Source organism: Mycoplasma sp. CSL7491-lung (assembly GCF_018913965.1).
Lineage (GTDB): Bacteria > Bacillota_I > Bacilli_A > Mycoplasmatales > Metamycoplasmataceae > Mycoplasmopsis.
This window is the reverse complement of record NZ_JAHMHG010000003.1, coordinates 73,415-91,433: the sequence shown is the minus strand read 5'-3', so window position 1 is coordinate 91,433 and position 18,019 is coordinate 73,415. Positions and strand designations below refer to the sequence as shown.

The window sequence follows — 18,019 nt, the reverse complement described above, 5'->3', positions numbered from 1 at the left end:
TACATTTAGCTGACCATTACTAATAAATTGATAGGTTTAGAAGTTAAGATGTATTTAAGACATTTTAATGAATTATTAATTACTATTCAGTTTTCAAAGAATAAGCCCAGAAGGGCATTTTTTTATTTCTTTTTTGTCAGAGATGTTAATTAATAAAAAAATATAAAAATATTTTGTTATTTAGTGCTTAATATATAATATTATTATATATTACTAACTAGTAATATGATAAACGAAAGGAAATATGAAAAATACAAGAAATTATATTCAATTTTTGCATAAGGTTATTCTAAAAAAGAAAAACTCAATCATAATACCGATTATTATAATTTTATTAATGCTGATTATTACAATAGTTTTTTCTCAAATTAATTTAGATAATAACAAAATTAACATTATTTTTTATATAACTATTGCTATACAATTGATTTTTACAATATTTTTTTCTTCACTTAAATCTATAAATATTTTTAAAGATTTAAGTGAAGATGGACTAGAATTATTAACTTTTTCAAAACCATTATCAAGAAAAAATATCATTTTTGGAAAAACAATAGTAAATATTATTATTGGGTTATACTGAACAACAATGATAACTCTTTTAAATATTTTATTAGCAAGTGTTTTAAATCATATGTGAATTATAAAGACATTATATACAACTTTTTTAACTATTTATTTAAGTTATATTCTTTTCGGAAATGTAAGTTTATTAATAGCGTATTGATTCAATTCTAAAATAGCCTTAACGTTACCTGTTGTTTTATTTAGCCCCTTAGCTTTTGGCGGAACTCTTATATCAGGTAATACAACCTCGGTGAGTGATAATTTTGCTTTTTACTTAAATACTGAGCATAAAAAAAATCCTTCCGGAAACTTAGTTAATGCCGAAATATTTTATTTAAATAACTACTCTGATAATTTTTATATTGTTCCAAATGGTATGAATAATAAAGAATTTAGAAATGATCAAAAAGTTTTCTTAAACGAAGCATACAAAATTGCTAAAAATGCTCCAAAAAGCTGACAAATATACTCATTGTTAGCAACCCCGTATCAAATGTTAGATACATTTAATTATGATGATGTAAATGTATTTAATCTTTTTAGTGGAACAAAAATCAATAATTTAGAAAAATATTTCAATTATAATAATAATGAAAGTTTTATATATAACTACTCTTTAAAACAAAATTCTGATTTAGAAAAATATAAAGTGGAAGAATTTAATGAAGACGGAACTCTTAAAGGAGTTTCTAATAGTGTTTATTTAGTGCCTGGATTATTAAAAAATCAATCTAATATACCAGGATTAGAAAATAGAAACATAATTTACGCAAGAGAAAAAGCAGATTCGTTTAAATTTTTATTCCCTGAAGATCAATATGTTTACTCTTCGGCTGATAATTTAGTAGGTGAAATTCAATGGAATTATTTAAGAGAATTATTAAGTGATAAGGTTTTTATTGATTACGTAACTAAATTTTATGATGAATTTATAAACACAAATAGTAATTTAGTTGATCAAAGAGATATTAAAGTAACTTTACTTTCAAAAATCGAACAAATTATTAATGATGAATCAAGTGATTTAAATAGATTAGAAACTAATTCAATAGTTTTAAATCCGAAATCTCTTCAAACTAAAGAAATCAAGAATATTACAGAAAAGAAAATTTATTTAGGTATAGCTATTTTATATTATGCTTATTTTAATTTTATGAACACTGAAAATCAACAAATAGTAGATTCAATTTTAATTAATCCAGTAGATGAGTTAGAATATACTCCAACACAATTAACATTACAAGTTGGTGATTTTAAATATAATATTGGTGGTTATAGTCAATACACACCTAAACAAGAAATAGGGGATAATAATAAAATTATTATTAGATACGAATTAACTAAATCAGATAACTATTTATTTCAAACAAGTAATGAAGTTTTTGAATTATCAAGGACTAATAAAGTAGTTGATAAAAATATATATTGATTAATATGAATAGCAATTATTAGTGTACTTATTACAATTAATAGTGTTTTATATTATAAAAAGGATTATAAATAATGAATGATAATATTTTAGAGGTTAAGAATTTAACGAAAATTTATAAGAGTGCGAATAAAGAAAAAACTGGAGTTTTTTCACTAAATTTTGTTGTTAAAAAAGGGTCATTTCACGCTTTTATAGGAGAAAATGGTTCTGGTAAAACAACAACTATTAAGTCAATAATAAGTTCATATGTAAATTATACTGGTGAAATATTAATAGATAATTCTAATGTTAAAAATAATCCAACTATTAAATCTAAAATCGGTTATGTGCCAGAAAGTGCTATTTTTCCAAAAGAATTAAACACTAACGAATATTTACTTTACTTAGGTTGTTTAGGTTCTTTGTCTAAAAAAGTAGTTCAACAAAAAATAGATTATTTATTAGAAAAATTTGAGATTAAAAGTTTACAATACAAGAAACCATATGATTTCTCTTCAGGACAAAAGAAAAAAGTTTTATTAATCCAAATGTTACTTAATAATCCTGAATTAATAATCTTGGATGAACCAGCGGCAAATTTAGATCCAACGGCTAGATATCAATTATTTAATCTTTTAAAAGAGTTGCATTCAAAAGGGACGACAATTTTCATTAGTTCACATATATTAAGTGAAATTGATAAATATGTTGATTCGTTTACTCTTATTCACAAAGGAAAAATATTATTTAACGGGCCTAAAACTACAAATTTAGAAAAAGTATTTTATGAAAAAGTTATTAAAAATTAAAAAAATTTTATTAGGGACTATTTCTTCAACAGTTGCTATTTCTATATTAACCGCCGCACTTATTATTTCATCTAAAACAAATAATGAAGATAAGAATAATTACAAAAATTATTTATATAATAAAAAAGATGAAAATATATACCTTAAAAATTTAGCTAATACTTTCTTTTTTAGCAAAGACTTGGGCGAAACTTTTAAAAATGAATATTTTTTAAATCAAAATAATATTAGTAATGATTATTTTGACGAACTAAATGTTTCTTTGACTTATTCACCTTTTTCTGTTGTTAACATTTTAGATAAAGCAAAAGAAATTAAAATAAAGTATGCTAGACAATCAATAGAAATATTAAATAATTTATTAACAAATAATTGATTCTGATATTTAAATAATTTAGATTCGATGTTATTTCAATTCAATCCTTTTGACAATAAATATAAAGATAATGTTAATGATAAAGGAAAAACTGATAAAACAAATGTCAATGAATTTAAGTCATTATTAAAACAAAATAAATTATTTTATAAAATTCATTCTAAGGATATTAAAGGTTTTAAATTTTTTGACTTACCAAACTTACAAGAAGATATATATACTAATAAGAAAATAGGCTTTGTACAAATTTCAAATAATGCTTTAATTCCTTTTTTTGCATATAATAAAAATGATGAAAATATTTTACAAATAACACCAGATTTATTTGTTTTTGATAGTGATTTGAGCGATAAAAATATTGCGCAAATGTTTGAATTGTTTATTAAACTTAGAAATCAAAGAATAGAAGAGGATATTAAATATTTTAAAAAAATTAAATCCAACAACTATGATGAGAATATTAGTTATAAAAAATATAATGATGTATCTTTATTCCAAATTTTTAATAGCGAAAATTATTCTGAATTATTTTTTAAAAAAATATTTGAATTTAATAGATTAAATAAGAGTATCAAAGTTAAAAGATATACATGAGGTTTTAATGAAAATAAATAAATATTTAACTGGTTTTTTAATATCAATATTAATGCCTTTAAGTTCTGTATCATGTGCCGACTTTTCTCAATCTTCCAGAAATAAACTAAGTCAAAAAATATTATTATTAGACGAAGTTAGCGAAAAAACGATAGATAAAAATAAAACTAAAACTGAAGATATTTTAAATAGAATACTGAATCAACTTTTTAAAGGTAATAAAATTAAAATATTAGATTTTTTGAATTCACAAAAAATAAACGAAAAAATAATTTTGGAAAAATTTATCCAGAACCAAAAGGAATTTAGTAATTTAGATGATAACAATTCAAGGATTGAGTTTGCAAAAAAACAAAGAGAATTCTTTTCTAAAAACTGATATTTTTTCTTAACTCATATTAATCAATTTGAATTTAATTTTCTAGAATATGTATTTGATGGATTGCAAAACGGAAATACCGCAAGCGAAGAATATAAAAAAATTATTCAAAATAAAAAAAATGTTGATACTTTTTCGTTTCAAAATATTTTTTTAGAAAAGATAAGAGTAGGGGATGAATCCATCGAGATATCAAACACTAACATTTATTATATTTTAAAAGAAAAAATGGTATTTAGATTAAGTGTAAACGATCTAGATCAAGATCAACCGACAATAAATATTTTGCCTATGATTTGATATTTTCCTGAATCAAAAGCTAAGTCTATTTCATTGGCATTAGTTTCTTCTATTGTTCATACATTGTTTATACATAACTATCCGTCTGCATTTTCTGAATTTGAAGAAGTAATGGTTAAAGAACAAAGATACGGAAGCCCTATTTTTGTGTTTCCAACCATTTTATTTAAAGGAGCCGAAAATGAAAAAAAGTAAAATTTTAAAAATAGTTTTTAGTTCTTTTATTTTTAGCCTACCCTTACTAATGTCCCTTTCGTGTTCAAATACATCTACTAATGTGGAGAAATTGCAATCCGCTCAAAATTTTATTAAAAAAAATGATGAAAATAAAGAATGAGAAAATTTTATTAATCAAAAATATATAAAATTAATTTTAGAAAGATCTTTTAATTCTAAAGATGAAATTCGAAAATATATTCAAAATCAACAAAGTGTTGAGGAAAAATATTTTGATGATATTAAAATTGCTTCAAGATTTGGCAATAATATAATCTCTGATTTCGATGATGAAACCAGTTTTTTTAGCAACGGAAAAAATTTTATTACTGAAAAGTCCGCCGATATAAAAGAACAATTATATTCAAAAAATTGATTATTCTTTCTTTTTAATATAAATCGCTTTAATTTCTTTCACTTTTCAGATATTGAACCCGATAAAGCTTTTAAAGAAGACTTTATAGAAGATTTAGAAACTAATAAAAAAATATTTAATGATTTCTACAATCCTAAAAAATTACAAATTATTGACGCAGCGATACAAGAATATGATTTAAGAGAATTTTCAGTTAAAAACTTTGAAAAAAATCCAAATTCTTCAACTTACAAAATAAAAGAGACGATTTATAAATATGAAGATAGAATATACTTTTTATCAGAAGAAGGATATATATATTTTATAAGAGTTTTTGGAACAAAAAAAGTAACAAAATACAATAATAACGAAGTAATTGAAAGGAAAAATGTTGATAGAGTTTATTTAAACCAATATCTTTATTCATTTCCTAAATTGATTTTAAGTAATGATAAATTAAATGATTTTGATCTAAAAAAATACATTGATACTGTCGCGCCTTGAGAAAGTTCTAAAATAAAACCTAGTGATGCAAAACGTACATTATTTGTTGAAGAATACGGAGGTGAAACTTTTAGATACACATTGATCGATGTAATTAAATAAAAATATTCAACACAAAAAACTATATTATTTTTATAGTTTTTTGTGTTTTTTACTTTTCATCTTTTCCTTTAACGCTATATCATAGTATTAAAATTTTGTAATTTAAAATCTATGGTAAAATAGTTATCAAAAATAGAGAGAGGTAAATATGAATAAATATACAAAATCATTATTATTTTTAGGTTTTATGAGTTCTTTTGCAACACTTGCAAGTTGTACATCAAATATCACAAAAAAAGAAGAACTAAAAAGTGACATGCCAGACAAAAACTTAAATGACAAAAATGAAATGAAAAATAACAAGTCTTCTAAAGATAAAATAGAAAATGATAAGTCGCAAACTAAAGAAAACGAAATTGAATCAATAAACGAAGATAGACATATGCAAAATGATGGTTCACAAAGTAAAGAAAATGAAATTGAATCAATAAACGAAGATAGACATATGCAAAATGATGCGTCGCAAACCAAAGAAAATGAAATTGAATCAATAAACGAAGATAGACATATGCAAAATGATGGTTCAAAAGATAACGAAAAAAACAACGATCGATTGATAAGTTCAATTTTGTTTTTAAATTTGAGAACAATCACTTCATCTGTTTTTACTTCTTATTCTAATGAAAATGATTTTCTAAAATATAAATACGTTAGAGAGGCTGAGAGTATTTTAAGTAAAATAGTTGCACTTAATCTAGATACACATAAAAATGAAATAGAACAAGGATTTTCTTTATTAAAGAAATATAAAGAGATTATAGAAAATAATAAAATTGACATGAATTTTGTTGATCAAATTTTGGAAAGTTCAAATGTCGGTCATGGACATGCTGATTATTCTAATTTTTTCAAATTACTTGATAATGAATTGAATAATTTGCTTAAAAATTTTGATTACAATCAAAAGGAATTTAGAGCAATTATAATAATGATAATTTTCAAAATATTAGAGCAAATAATTGAAAGTAATATAGATTATACTTACTTATTCGAAATCGAATATCAATTAAATCACTATGGAAAAGATGAAAAAAACAAAAAATATAGTGAAGAAATGAAAAAAATTTATAGCATTGTTTCTAAAACAATAGAATTAAAAGGAAAGTTAACAAAAGAAGAATTTGAAAAAATAAATGATATTTTATCTGATATTAATTCAAAAATGAAAAATCAAAGAGTATAGGTCTTTGGTTTTTTAAATTTAATGTTAAATACAATATATAATTTCAAATTGTATTATAATTTAATTAATAATTAAATTATTGGAGAAAAATATGAAAAAAACATTACTAAGTGGTATAAAACCCACAGGTAGCTTGACATTAGGTAATTATATAGGTGCTATTAAAAATTTTGTTTTAATGCAAAAGGAATATGATTCATACGTTTTTGTTGCTGATTTACACGCATTGAGTACAGGCGTAGTTGATCCTGTTGAATTTAATAAAGCACGTAAAAGCATTATAGCAATGTACATTGCATGTGGACTAGATTATGAAAAAACGACTTTATTTTATCAATCTGATATTATGGCAACTGGTGTTTTACAATGACTTTGTACATCTTTAACAACTATTGGTGAATTATCAAGAATGACTCAATTTAAAGATAAATCTAGTAAAATGAAACAAGGTAACGGAACTGAGAAAATACCAACCGGTCTTTTGATGTATCCTCCTTTAATGGCTGCAGACATTTTGCTTTATAATACAGATGTTGTACCGATTGGAGAAGATCAAATTCAACATTTAGAATTGACTAGAAATATAGCTGAGAGATTCAATTCAAAATATAATTTAGATTTAAAAATACCAACCGGTTACGTTCCAAAAGTTGGAGCAAGAATTAGATCTTTAACAGATCCAAATTTTAAAATGTCTAAGTCAGATTCTAAAAGTGAAAAATCTATAATATATTTACTTGATGATCCTGATAAGGCGTATTCTAAAATTATGAAAGCAGTTACTGACTCAGAAAATAAAGTTTATGTTTCAGAACAAAAACCTGGCGTGTTGAATTTATTAAATATTTATGCTTCAATTAAAGAAATTAGTTTAGAAGAAGCAGAAAAAATATTTGCTGACTATAATTATAAAGACTTTAAATCAGCAGTCGGAAATGCTGTTAAAGATTTATTAATTGATATTCAATCTAAATATTACAAAGCTCTTGAAATTGTTGACCAAATAGCAAAAAATGGTGCAAAAAAAGCTAATATTATAGCAAACAAAACTTTATCAAAAATAATGAAAAATATTGGTTTTGAAGGAGAAATAAATGAAAGCAAATAAGCAATTGAATCATACTACAAGCCACCTCTTAGGTGCTGCGGTTGAGAAACTTTTTCCTAATGTGAAACTAGGATTTGGTCCTGCAACTGATGAAGGTTTTTATTATGATTTTGAGTTTTTAGATCCATTGTCTGATTCAGAATTAAATAAAATAGAACGTTTAATGAAAAAACTTGCTTCTAGAAATTTAGTAATGAAACAAGTATCAGAAGAAGAATATGATTTAACAAATAAACCTTATAAACAAGAATTGTATAATGAGTTAAAAGCAGCGGGAAAAACAATAACATTTTATTCGTTAGTTGACCCACTAAATAAGGAAGTTATTTTTACTGATTTATGTGCAGGAAACCATGTTGAAGATACTAAAAACATCAAACATTTTAAACTTTTAAGTCTTGCTGGTGCATATTGAAGAGGTAATTCTGATAATATTCAATTAACAAGAATATACGGTACTTCTTGAGAAACAAAACAAGAATTAGATGAGTATTTAGCAATTTTAAAAGACAGAAAAGAAAGAGATCATCGTAAAATAGGTAAAGAAATGAAACTTTTTACTTTTAATAAATTGGGTGGGCAAGGTTTACCTTTTTGATTAGAAGATGGTATGGCTATTCATAATGAAATTCGTAATTTAGTTTTAAAAAATGACCGTAAATATGGGTTTACCGAGGTTTTAACGCCACATTTTGGTGAAGAGGAATTATATAAAATTTCAGGTCACTTATCTCACTATAAAGATGATATGTTTAAACCAATTGTTGTAGAAAATGAAAGATTAATTGCACGTCCAATGACGTGTCCGCATCACATAATTTGTTATAACACAGAAAAACGTTCATATAGAGACTTACCGATTAGATATAGCGAACAATCACAATTATATCGTTATGAGAAATCTGGAGCTCTTACAGGTCTTGAACGTGTTCGTGGAATGCTATTAACAGAGGGTCATTTATTTGTGCGTAAAGATCAAATAGCACAAGAATTCAAATCAATGTATCAATTAATTAAAGAAACACTTGAAGCATTTAAAATAAAGATTGATTATGTTTCGTTATCGTTGAGAGATCAAAATAACAAAGAAAAATATTTTGATGATGATAATATGTGAAATGAAGCAGAAAATGAATTACGCAATGTTCTAAATGATCTAGGTGTTAAATACGAAGAAAAAGTTGGAGAAGCTGCCTTTTATGGTCCGAAAATGGACATTCAAATTTTCACCGCTTTAGGTCATGAAATAACCGTTTCAACATTACAGTTAGACTTTTTATTACCAAGAAAATTTGGAATAACATTTACAAATTCGCAAGGTCAAGATGAAACTCCGGTTATGATTCACCGTGGATTAATCGGTACATACGAAAGATTTGTTGCAATATTAATTGAACAAACTAAAGGTGTTTTACCGTTTTGACTTGCCCCAAAACAAATAACTGTTATTCCTGCAACAAATTCAGAAGAAGATTTTAATTATTCAAAACTAGTTAATGATAAACTTTTTTCACTAGGATTTAGATCAAAACTAAATTCTTCTGAAGAAAGATTAGGAAAAAAAGTGCGTGAAGCACAAATATCAAAATCTAAATTCCAAGTTATTTTGGGAGAACAAGAAAGAACTTCGAACACTATTTCGTATCGTAAATATGGCGAAACCGAAACAACTACGGTTTCACTTGATGACTTTATTAATTTATTAGAAAGACTTAAAGAAACACGTGAATAAGAAAATATCATGAATTTTTAATATTTTATTTACTTTAAGTGTAATTGCATTAGTTTTAATTTCTGGAAGAATAATACCTTGGCATTTAATCGAACAAACAAAAAGTTTGAATTTAAACTATTGAGTAAGAATTATTCTTTCGACATTATTTAGCATTATTTTTATTATTGGCGGATTTTTATTAGCAACATATTATTATTACAAATTTAAAAATTTGTCATGAGTTATTTTGGTTGTAGGAATTACTAATACACTTATGTGAATTCCATTTGTTAATGATGATAAAAGTTTTCAATGAGTTTGATATACAGGTGATGTTATACCTGTTGTAATTGTATTTGTGATAATTTACTTTTTATCTATTAAATTTATAACGAGCCAAAATATAACTAAAATAAGAAAATTCTTAAAAGTTAAGTCCCCTTTCTAAGATTTAAAAATATAAAAGTTAAAAACAACGTCCTTTTTTACGTTATTTTTAACTTTTTTTAGCTCTTTTTACAATAAAATATTAAATTTGGTAAAATATTAAATTATGTTTAAGATAGAAAAAAAATATGACGCAATTGTAGTTGGTGGTGGTCACGCAGGTGTCGAAGCCACATTTGCTTTAGCGAACAAAGGTCATAAAGTAGCGTTAATTTCTTTCGATTTAAATCGATTAGCTATGATGCCATGTAATCCTTCTATTGGAGGACCGGCTAAAGGTATAATTACAAGAGAAATAGATGCTTTAGGTGGAGTTCAAGGTTATTTTTCTGATTTAGCAATGATTCAAATAAAAATGCTAAATGAATCAAAAGGACCTGCGGTTAGAGCACTAAGAGCACAAATTGATAAAGATAAATATTCAAAGATTATTTACGAAGCACTCGAAAAACATCCTAATATTACCTTAATTGAAGCTGTTGTCGAAGAAGTTATAACAGATCAAAACAATACATTTAAGGGTTTTCAAGTTGAAGGGATTGGTCTAATAGAAGCAGAAGTTGCCGTTATTACAACAGGTACTTATATGAATTCTAGAATTTTACGTGGAGATGAAATTACGATAAGTGGACCCGACAACCAAAAAACTACACCTAAATTAAGTAAATCACTCGAAAAACTAGGTTTAGAACTACAAAGATTAAAAACAGGTACTCCTGCAAGAGTTTACGCTGACTCCATTGATTTTTCAGAGGTTGAGAAAGAAGTTTTAAATGACACTGCACTAACATTCTCTTCACGTTCAGGTGTTAAATTAGCAGAACAAATTTCATGTTACTTAACATATACAAACGAAGAAACACATAAAATAATTGAAGATAATATTTCTAAATCTGCAATGTATTCAGGTTTAATTAAAGGAATTGGACCTAGATATTGCCCAAGTGTCGAAGACAAAGTAATGCGTTTTAGGGATAAAGAACGCCATCAAATTTTCTTTGAACCAGAAACAGCTGACGGAAGTATTATTTATGTTAATGGTATGTCTACATCTATGCCAATAGATGTTCAAGATAAAATGTTAAGAACTATACCAGGACTTAAAAATGCAAGAATTCAAAAATGAGGGTATGCAATTGAATATGATGCATTAAACCCTTTACAAATTTCAAGTTCATTAGAGTCAAAAGTTATTGGTAATTTGTTTACTGCAGGTCAAATTAATGGAACAAGTGGATATGAGGAAGCTGCCGCCCAAGGTTTAATAGCGGGTATAAATGCGGGTCAAAAATTAGAAAATAAAGAACCTCTTATTTTAAGAAGAAGTGATGCTTACATTGGTGTTTTAATTGATGATTTAGTAACAAAAGGGACTAAAGAACCTTATAGAATGCTTACAAGTAGAGCAGAATATCGTTTATTACTTAGAAATGATAATCCTGATATTAGATTATCAAAACACGGTCATAATGTTGGTTTAGTTAATGATAATGATTATAAAAAAGTTATTGATAAATATGATTTAATCAATAAAAAAATAGATGAATTATCAAAACAATTTGTTTCATCTAAGAGCGAAATTGGAATTAAATATAAAATTGAAAATGGTGTTTCAATGTTAAAAGCTTTAGCTAGACCAGACGTGGATGCTAAAGATATTTTAGGTGATTTTGAATTTAAAAATGAATTAACAACAATGGTTCGTTTAGATGGTTATATTAGAAAACAAGAATCATTGGCAAATCGTATGTCTAAATTAGATAACTTTAAAATACCTGATAATATTAATTATCGTCAAGTAGCTAATTTAGCTACAGAAGCAATGCAAAAACTTGAACAAATTAGACCTAAGACTGTCGGTCAGGCTTCCCGTATCTCGGGAATTAACCCTGCAGATATTCAAATGTTAATGTTTCATATAGCTTCTCAAAAATAATGAAATTAAATATTGTTGCAGTAGGCAGTTTATCTAAAGAATATCAAGTCCTTTTTAATGATTATTTAAAAAAAGTTAACTTTTTTGCTAAAGTTAACTTAATAGAAATTAAAGAACAAAAAATACAAAATATAGAATTGAAGAAACAAAAAGAAACAGAATTAATATTAGAAAAAATACCAAAAAATTCACAAGTCATTTACTTATCTACCCAAGCTAAGCAAGTTACATCAGAAGAATTTAGTGAACGTATTACTAATACAGATAATATAACTTTTGTAATCGGAGGATCAAATGGAGTTATAGAAACATATTTTAGTAATAAGTTAAATTTTTCTAAAATGACTTTTCCACATCAACTTTTTAGAGTGATGCTCATTGAGCAAATATATAGAGCATTTACAATTAAAAATGGAATTACATATCATAAATAAAGTAAGTGATTACTTACTTTTTTATATAAATAGTAGTGTTTTTAAAAGCAAAAAATATTTATGTCTAATAAAAAAGCAACAAGCATTAATAAGTGTTGGTGCTTGTTGCTTTGTTTTTGCTAATATTAAATGTTTTAATATTATTTTTAAGTACTTTTTATAAAAGTAATATATCTCTTAATTATCTCTTGAAAAAGATAAAAGTCTTAAAATATGTATTAACATTGATGACGTGTTAACAAATAATCTAGTTGCCAAATTAATTGCGTAGCTATATATTTGAGAATTTGAAGATACATAAGCAAAGTTTTGAATTTCTTTTTTTACATAGTAAAACTCAAATATTGTTGCTCCTGATATAAAAATGACACTTAATAATGAATAATATCATTGAACTTTTAAGACAAAGAAAGAAACAAAAAATAATATCATTAAGGCAATTCCGAGTAATGTCATTGTTATTTTAAGTATATGCTTATTAATTAGTTCGAAATAACCTATCGTAGCACAAACCATTAAAATTAATAATGGTAAACAGGATATTAAAAGAAAGTTTGTATAACTAAAAGTGTTATTGGTTGCATTTATTGATGAAACTCTTTCGTTTGTTTTGAAAATAAATAAAAATCCAGTTATTATCGATGTTCATATTATTAAATTAAAAATAGCGAGTAACGATGATTTTAGTAAACTCATATTATTGTTTCTAATAAAAAACGAAATTATAAAATTAGAAACAACACCAAATAATATTAAACCTAATGCTATAAAAAATACTCGTCCACTATATTTAGAGCTATATAACATTTTTTCTAATATAGAACTTCCTAAAATGGATAATAATATTGTTAAAATAAATAAAAATGCATAAATAAAAGTTGTTATAAAAATAACTTTTCTAGCACCGGTGTATGTTTTGCTTTCAGTAAAGATTTTTTTAATGTTTTCCATATTTTAAATTATATTATTTTTTTAAATTAAACAAAAACTTCCTTTATATAAAAGGAAGTAATTTTTAATTATTTTCAATAACTTCATATTTAAATGAATGTTTTTTTGCGAAGTCCTCTACGTATTTGTTATGTTTGTAAGTCTTAAGAGTTATATTTTTAACTTGTCAAAAGGCATATTCACTAATATTTTCAATTGTAGATGGTAAAATAACATATTCTAATTTTTTAAGTGTGTTAAATGTATAATCTACAATATTTGTGATTCCCTCGTTTAATTTAACTGTTTTAATATTATCTTTGAAAGATATTTCTTGTCCTTGGAATTTAACATTTGGATGCACAACTAAATTTGTCAGTCCATTTGGTATTGATATTATTTGTGAAAAGTCGTTGTTGTATAAAACTCCTTTAAATGAAGCGAAAGAATAATTACCCGCCTCAACTTCAATGCTTTCAACAACGCTTGACTCAAATAATTCTTTTCCATCATTTAATGTTGATGTTTCTTTTGGTATTACGACATTTTTAACATTTAAATTATTAGGAGTCATCAATATTTTTTCAAAGTTTTTACTATATAGAATACCATCTTGTGAAGCAAAAAATTTATTATCCTTTGAAACATCAAAAGCGTATGTGCCTTTAGTTCCGGGGTATTCAATGTGTTTTACAAATTGTGGTATATGTAATGTTCTTACTTTGTCATTATTTAAAATAGTGTCCGAAATATTTTCTACAACAATTTCATCTAATTTATCTAGTATATTAGGGTTATCTACTAGTGCATTTTTAACTGATAATCCGTTTCAGTATTCATATATTACATTTTCATTACTAAAATCTAAATCTAAAACACGTTCCACCATATGATCATTTGAAATTTCTTTAGGTGATAGTCTAAAATATCTTTGGTCAATAACCCCTCAAGTTGTGTCCGAAAAGAATCATTCATTAGTTTCAGGATCTTGTATTGCATTTCATTGGTGAGCTCCAGCAGAAGATCAACCAATAACCATAACTGTTTTAATGCCTAACAAATCTAAAAATGCTTTATATAATATACTATACCCACCACAAACGGCATATAAATATTGTTTAACTTCATATGGGTTTAATTTGGCTTGATTAGCTTGTCTGGCATATTGTACGTTTTTTGTAATTCAATTAAACACAAGTCTTATTTGATTTTTTTTGTTTGTTTCACCTTTTATAATAGTTTCATTAAGAAATTGTCTCAATTCTTCCTTTTGATGTAAGGTATAGTTATTTTGATTGAAATCAGTTATATTTCCTTTTGCAAGATCGATGAATTCTAAAGCTTTTTTATTTACTAAAGATCTAACAGGATCTACATTTGTATTTCCATCTTTGGTAGATTTTTTTATAGCTTCAAGTTCAGGGTAGTTACTGTAATCATTTTTAGGTGAAGATTCCTCTTTTTTAATATTATTTTTGTCAAAATTTCCTGCATAGTATTCAGGCCTAGTGTCCTGGTGAGTACTTAAAGTATTTTTTAATTTAGTAATTTCATCGAACTTATCTTTTAAATCGTTTAGAGTTTTATTGTATTTTTCTAATTCTTGTTTATCAAATTTAAGCGGAGTTTCTAATCGATCAAAATCTTCAGTAATTTTATCTATTGAATCAAATAACATTTCGTATTTATACATTATGTTTTTTTCTAATTTAGCTTCATTATACAAATTTATAAAGTTTTTTTGTTCATTAATTATATTTTCGTATGCTTCTAGTACGCTTTTTTTAACGTTTTGATCATCTTCTTTAGATTCATTATTAGTTTCATCATCTGAGTTTGAATAACCTTCACTTGAATTACCACGATTATTTTTCTGGCTGTTATTATTTTGAGTGTCACTAGAGCTTGCTTTGTTACTATTTTTTTCTTCTGCTCCTCTAGAATTATTGTTTATTATCTTATCGTTATTTAAATTTGAAATATCTTGATTTTCTGAATTATTTTGTTTTTCTTCAGAATGATTTTTATTTGAAGAATCATTAGTTATAACTTTGCTTTGTTGTTCTTTTGTTGGAGAACATGAAATTAAAGTCACAAAACTTGTTCCTAATATAGGGATAAGTAGACTTTTAAGTATTTTATTTTTTTTCATTTTACTTCCTTATACAAACTTTAAGTTTAAAAACTTACTTTAATTATAATATACAATCGAATAATTATGTTTTTTTAAAATAAATGGTTTTTTCTTGCAAAATAAAATAGATCGCTAGGATCTATTATTAATAATTATTCTTGTGTTGTTGATGTTGTAGAAGTTTCTTCATCCGGTTGCGCTTCTTCGCTTGTTTCTGTTTCATCAGAGTCTTTTGATGTAGTTTCTCCGTTTGTATTTTCGTTATCAATAGCTTCTTTTTTAACTTTTATATCATCTACAATTTTTCTTATTTCAACCTTAAAATTATTAGCATTGTCTTCTGAAAGTGTTTCTTTAGCTTCTTTAAGTTTTTGCTTAAAATTCTCAAGATTTTCCATTAATTCAGTTGAAAGTGATTTATATTTTTCATCAGTTAGTTCATCTGTATCATAATCATAAGCTTCTAAAATTATGTCTTCTATTTCGCTATATATTTTTTTTATTTTTTCATCTTCAGGATTTTCTTGTTTTTCTTCTTTTGCAGTGTTAGAATTTGATTCTTCACCTTCTTTTTGTTGTTTTTCGGTTTCTTTAGTTGTGTCATCATTGCTTGAATTTTCAGAATCAATAGCTTCTTTTTTAGCTTTTGTATCTTCTAAAAGTTCATTAATGCGATTAATGAAATTTTGAGCTTTTTCATTTGTTAAATTTCCTTTAAAATAACCGGTTTCCTTTTGTATATTATTTATTCCTAAATTTAACTTATCTGATAGATCTGAATATTTTCCATCTTCATCCTCTGTAAGGAAATCGTAGTATTCTCAAGCTTCGTTTAATTTTTTGCTTGCTTGTTGTTTTAAAGAATTTTCGTCTTCATCTGAGCCGCTTGAGCCACCTGATCATACTGAATCTGAACTGTTAGAATCACCTTTAAGTAATCCAACTAAATTTGATAATTTTGAAGAACCGAAAATTCCGTTTTCTTCATCATCGTCACCTTCTTCATCGTCAGAATCAGAATTTACTTCGTCGGTTGTTTTAGTTTCTTTTGATTCACCTTTTTCGGAATTATCATCCGAATTTGTAATTAAATTAAGTGTTTCTGTTTCTTTTTCATTATTTTCTTTTGTAGTTTCTTTACTTTCTTTTTCTTTTGAAATATTAGATTCTGCTTGATTTGAACATGACGCAACAACAATAACACTTGATCCCAATAGTGGGAGAAGTATTTTTTTTAATAATTTTATTTTTTTCATTATTTCCTCGTTTATTTATTTTTTATTATGTAATTGTCATTTAAATTAATATGACTTAGTATATGAAATTAAATTTTTAATTTTATATTACCGACCAGTAATATAAACAAATTATACAACATATAATTTAATGCTTAAAATATTTTTTAAATAATTAGATATTTTTGCAATGTGTTTTTAGCATATTGAAAAATGTGACTTAATTTAAGGTAAATAAACTTGTAAATATTATTTATAAAAATGCATAAAAATGATAAAATAATAAAGCATAAATTGAGCACAGCAGTTTATTATAGCTAAGAAAAATTTAACATGTCAAACTTTGTTAGTAGATTAAGCTGTTTAGTTGAAAACATTAAGTTAAACTTTAATAGTTAGAAATAAACCCTCATCCTATGCAGAAAGAGGAAAAAATGTCAAGATACACAGGACCAGTTTTCAAAAAAGCTCGTCGTTTAGGTTTTTCTATCTTAGAAACAGGTAAAGAATTTTCAAAAGGTAGAAAAAGAACTTATGCACCAGGGCAACACGGAAACAAAAGAGTTAAATTATCAGATTACGGTTTACACTTATACGAAAAACAAAAAGTTAAACACTTATTTGGTGTAAACGAAAAACAATTACGTAAAGCTTTTGAAAAAGCTGTTAAAGCTAAAGGTGTTACAGGTACAAATTTATTACAATTACTTGAAACACGTTTAGATAACGTAGTTTATAGAGCTGGATTTGCTACAACAAGAAGACAAGCTCGTCAACTTGTTAATCACGGACACTTTACATTAAACGGTAAAAAAGCAAATATTCCTTCAATGGTAGTTTCATTAGGGGACGTTGTTGAATTAAAAGAAAAATCAAGAACAAATAAACAAATTTTAGAAGCATTAGAAGTAAAACAAGCTTCAGCTTGAATGACAAGAAAAGACTTTACAGCTAAATTAGATAGATTGCCAGAAAGAACAGAAATTCATTCAGAAATCAAAGATGCTTTAGTTGTTGAGTTCTACTCAAAATAGTCGAAAGGATCGAAAAAAATGAAAAAAGATTTACATCCTGCTTATTACGAAGTTCAAGTTGCTTGTTCAACATGTCAAAAAGAATTTACTTTTAAATCAACAAGAAAAAACTTTACAGTTGACGTATGTTCAAACTGTCACGCAGTCTTCACAGGAAACAAAACTCAAATCAAAGCTACAGGTAGAATTGATAGATTTAACAAACGTTTACAAAAATCAAACGCAAACAAATAATTATTACAAAAAAACAT

The 18,019-nt window shown here is 25.4% G+C and carries 16 protein-coding genes; 13 read left to right on the top strand and 3 right to left on the bottom strand.

Translation table 4 applies throughout. The annotated features are described in order from the left end of the window. Positions 1-337: 337 nt before the first annotated feature. The 11 genes from KQ876_RS03060 (at position 338) to KQ876_RS03010 (ending at position 12,435) form a co-directional block, all read left to right on the top strand. Positions 338-2,071 carry an ABC transporter permease gene (locus KQ876_RS03060; RefSeq protein ID WP_216490223.1) on the top strand — a complete coding sequence of 578 codons (1,734 nt, stop codon included), beginning with the start codon at positions 338-340 and terminating at the stop codon, positions 2,069-2,071. Next, a complete protein-coding gene (locus tag KQ876_RS03055; RefSeq protein WP_205852197.1) occupies positions 2,071-2,787 on the top strand; it encodes an ABC transporter ATP-binding protein in 717 nt (238 codons plus the stop codon). Before KQ876_RS03060 ends, KQ876_RS03055 begins: the two co-directional genes overlap by 1 nt. After that, complete coding sequence (locus KQ876_RS03050; protein WP_216490221.1) at positions 2,765-3,778, top strand: aromatic motif membrane protein; 1,014 nt, start codon at positions 2,765-2,767, stop codon at positions 3,776-3,778. Before KQ876_RS03055 ends, KQ876_RS03050 begins: the two co-directional genes overlap by 23 nt. Continuing rightward, complete coding sequence (locus tag KQ876_RS03045; protein WP_205852199.1) at positions 3,765-4,631, top strand: aromatic motif membrane protein; 867 nt, start codon at positions 3,765-3,767, stop codon at positions 4,629-4,631. The genes KQ876_RS03050 and KQ876_RS03045 overlap by 14 nt, the downstream gene beginning before the upstream one ends. Further along, positions 4,618-5,613: an aromatic motif membrane protein gene (locus KQ876_RS03040; protein WP_216490219.1), complete on the top strand. Its 996-nt coding sequence runs from the start codon at positions 4,618-4,620 to the stop codon at positions 5,611-5,613. The genes KQ876_RS03045 and KQ876_RS03040 overlap by 14 nt, the downstream gene beginning before the upstream one ends. Before the next feature lie 148 nt (positions 5,614-5,761). Then, positions 5,762-6,796, top strand: coding sequence for a hypothetical protein (locus tag KQ876_RS03035; RefSeq protein WP_216490217.1), 1,035 nt, complete (start codon positions 5,762-5,764; stop codon positions 6,794-6,796). 91 nt (positions 6,797-6,887) lie between these two features. After that, on the top strand, positions 6,888-7,904 hold the full coding sequence (gene trpS, locus KQ876_RS03030) for a tryptophan--tRNA ligase (RefSeq protein WP_205852203.1): 1,017 nt from the start codon (positions 6,888-6,890) through the stop codon (positions 7,902-7,904). After that, the gene (thrS, locus tag KQ876_RS03025; protein ID WP_205852733.1) at positions 7,891-9,636 is read left to right on the top strand and encodes a threonine--tRNA ligase; all 1,746 of its coding nucleotides are present in this window, start codon (positions 7,891-7,893) and stop codon (positions 9,634-9,636) included. Before trpS ends, thrS begins: the two co-directional genes overlap by 14 nt. Continuing rightward, complete coding sequence (locus tag KQ876_RS03020) at positions 9,629-10,066, top strand: hypothetical protein (RefSeq protein ID WP_216490215.1); 438 nt, start codon at positions 9,629-9,631, stop codon at positions 10,064-10,066. Before thrS ends, KQ876_RS03020 begins: the two co-directional genes overlap by 8 nt. 114 nt (positions 10,067-10,180) lie before the next feature. Then, positions 10,181-12,001: a tRNA uridine-5-carboxymethylaminomethyl(34) synthesis enzyme MnmG gene (mnmG, locus tag KQ876_RS03015; RefSeq protein WP_374978438.1), complete on the top strand. Its 1,821-nt coding sequence runs from the start codon at positions 10,181-10,183 to the stop codon at positions 11,999-12,001. Beyond that, on the top strand, positions 12,001-12,435 hold the full coding sequence (locus tag KQ876_RS03010; protein ID WP_205852207.1) for a 23S rRNA (pseudouridine(1915)-N(3))-methyltransferase RlmH: 435 nt from the start codon (positions 12,001-12,003) through the stop codon (positions 12,433-12,435). The genes mnmG and KQ876_RS03010 overlap by 1 nt, the downstream gene beginning before the upstream one ends. Before the next feature lie 177 nt (positions 12,436-12,612). On the opposite strand, the gene KQ876_RS03005 is transcribed toward KQ876_RS03010, so the two are convergent. The 3 genes from KQ876_RS03005 to KQ876_RS02995 all read right to left on the bottom strand — a co-directional run bounded on the left by KQ876_RS03005 (position 12,613) and on the right by KQ876_RS02995 (position 16,755). Then, positions 12,613-13,386: an MAG0110 family membrane protein gene (locus tag KQ876_RS03005; RefSeq protein ID WP_205852208.1), complete on the bottom strand. Its 774-nt coding sequence runs from the start codon at positions 13,384-13,386 to the stop codon at positions 12,613-12,615. A 64-nt stretch (positions 13,387-13,450) separates the two neighbouring features. Next, positions 13,451-15,517: a leucine-rich repeat protein gene (locus KQ876_RS03000; RefSeq protein ID WP_216490211.1), complete on the bottom strand. Its 2,067-nt coding sequence runs from the start codon at positions 15,515-15,517 to the stop codon at positions 13,451-13,453. 134 nt (positions 15,518-15,651) lie between these two features. Next, positions 15,652-16,755: a hypothetical protein gene (locus KQ876_RS02995; protein WP_216490209.1), complete on the bottom strand. Its 1,104-nt coding sequence runs from the start codon at positions 16,753-16,755 to the stop codon at positions 15,652-15,654. Between the two features lie 413 nt (positions 16,756-17,168). Between KQ876_RS02995 and rpsD the strand changes: the two genes are divergently transcribed. Continuing rightward, positions 17,169-17,768: a 30S ribosomal protein S4 gene (rpsD, locus tag KQ876_RS02990; RefSeq protein WP_205852211.1), complete on the top strand. Its 600-nt coding sequence runs from the start codon at positions 17,169-17,171 to the stop codon at positions 17,766-17,768. A gap of 18 nt (positions 17,769-17,786) precedes the next feature. Further along, positions 17,787-18,002, top strand: coding sequence for a 50S ribosomal protein L31 (gene rpmE, locus KQ876_RS02985; RefSeq protein ID WP_205852212.1), 216 nt, complete (start codon positions 17,787-17,789; stop codon positions 18,000-18,002). The last annotated feature ends 17 nt before the right edge of the window (positions 18,003-18,019 follow it).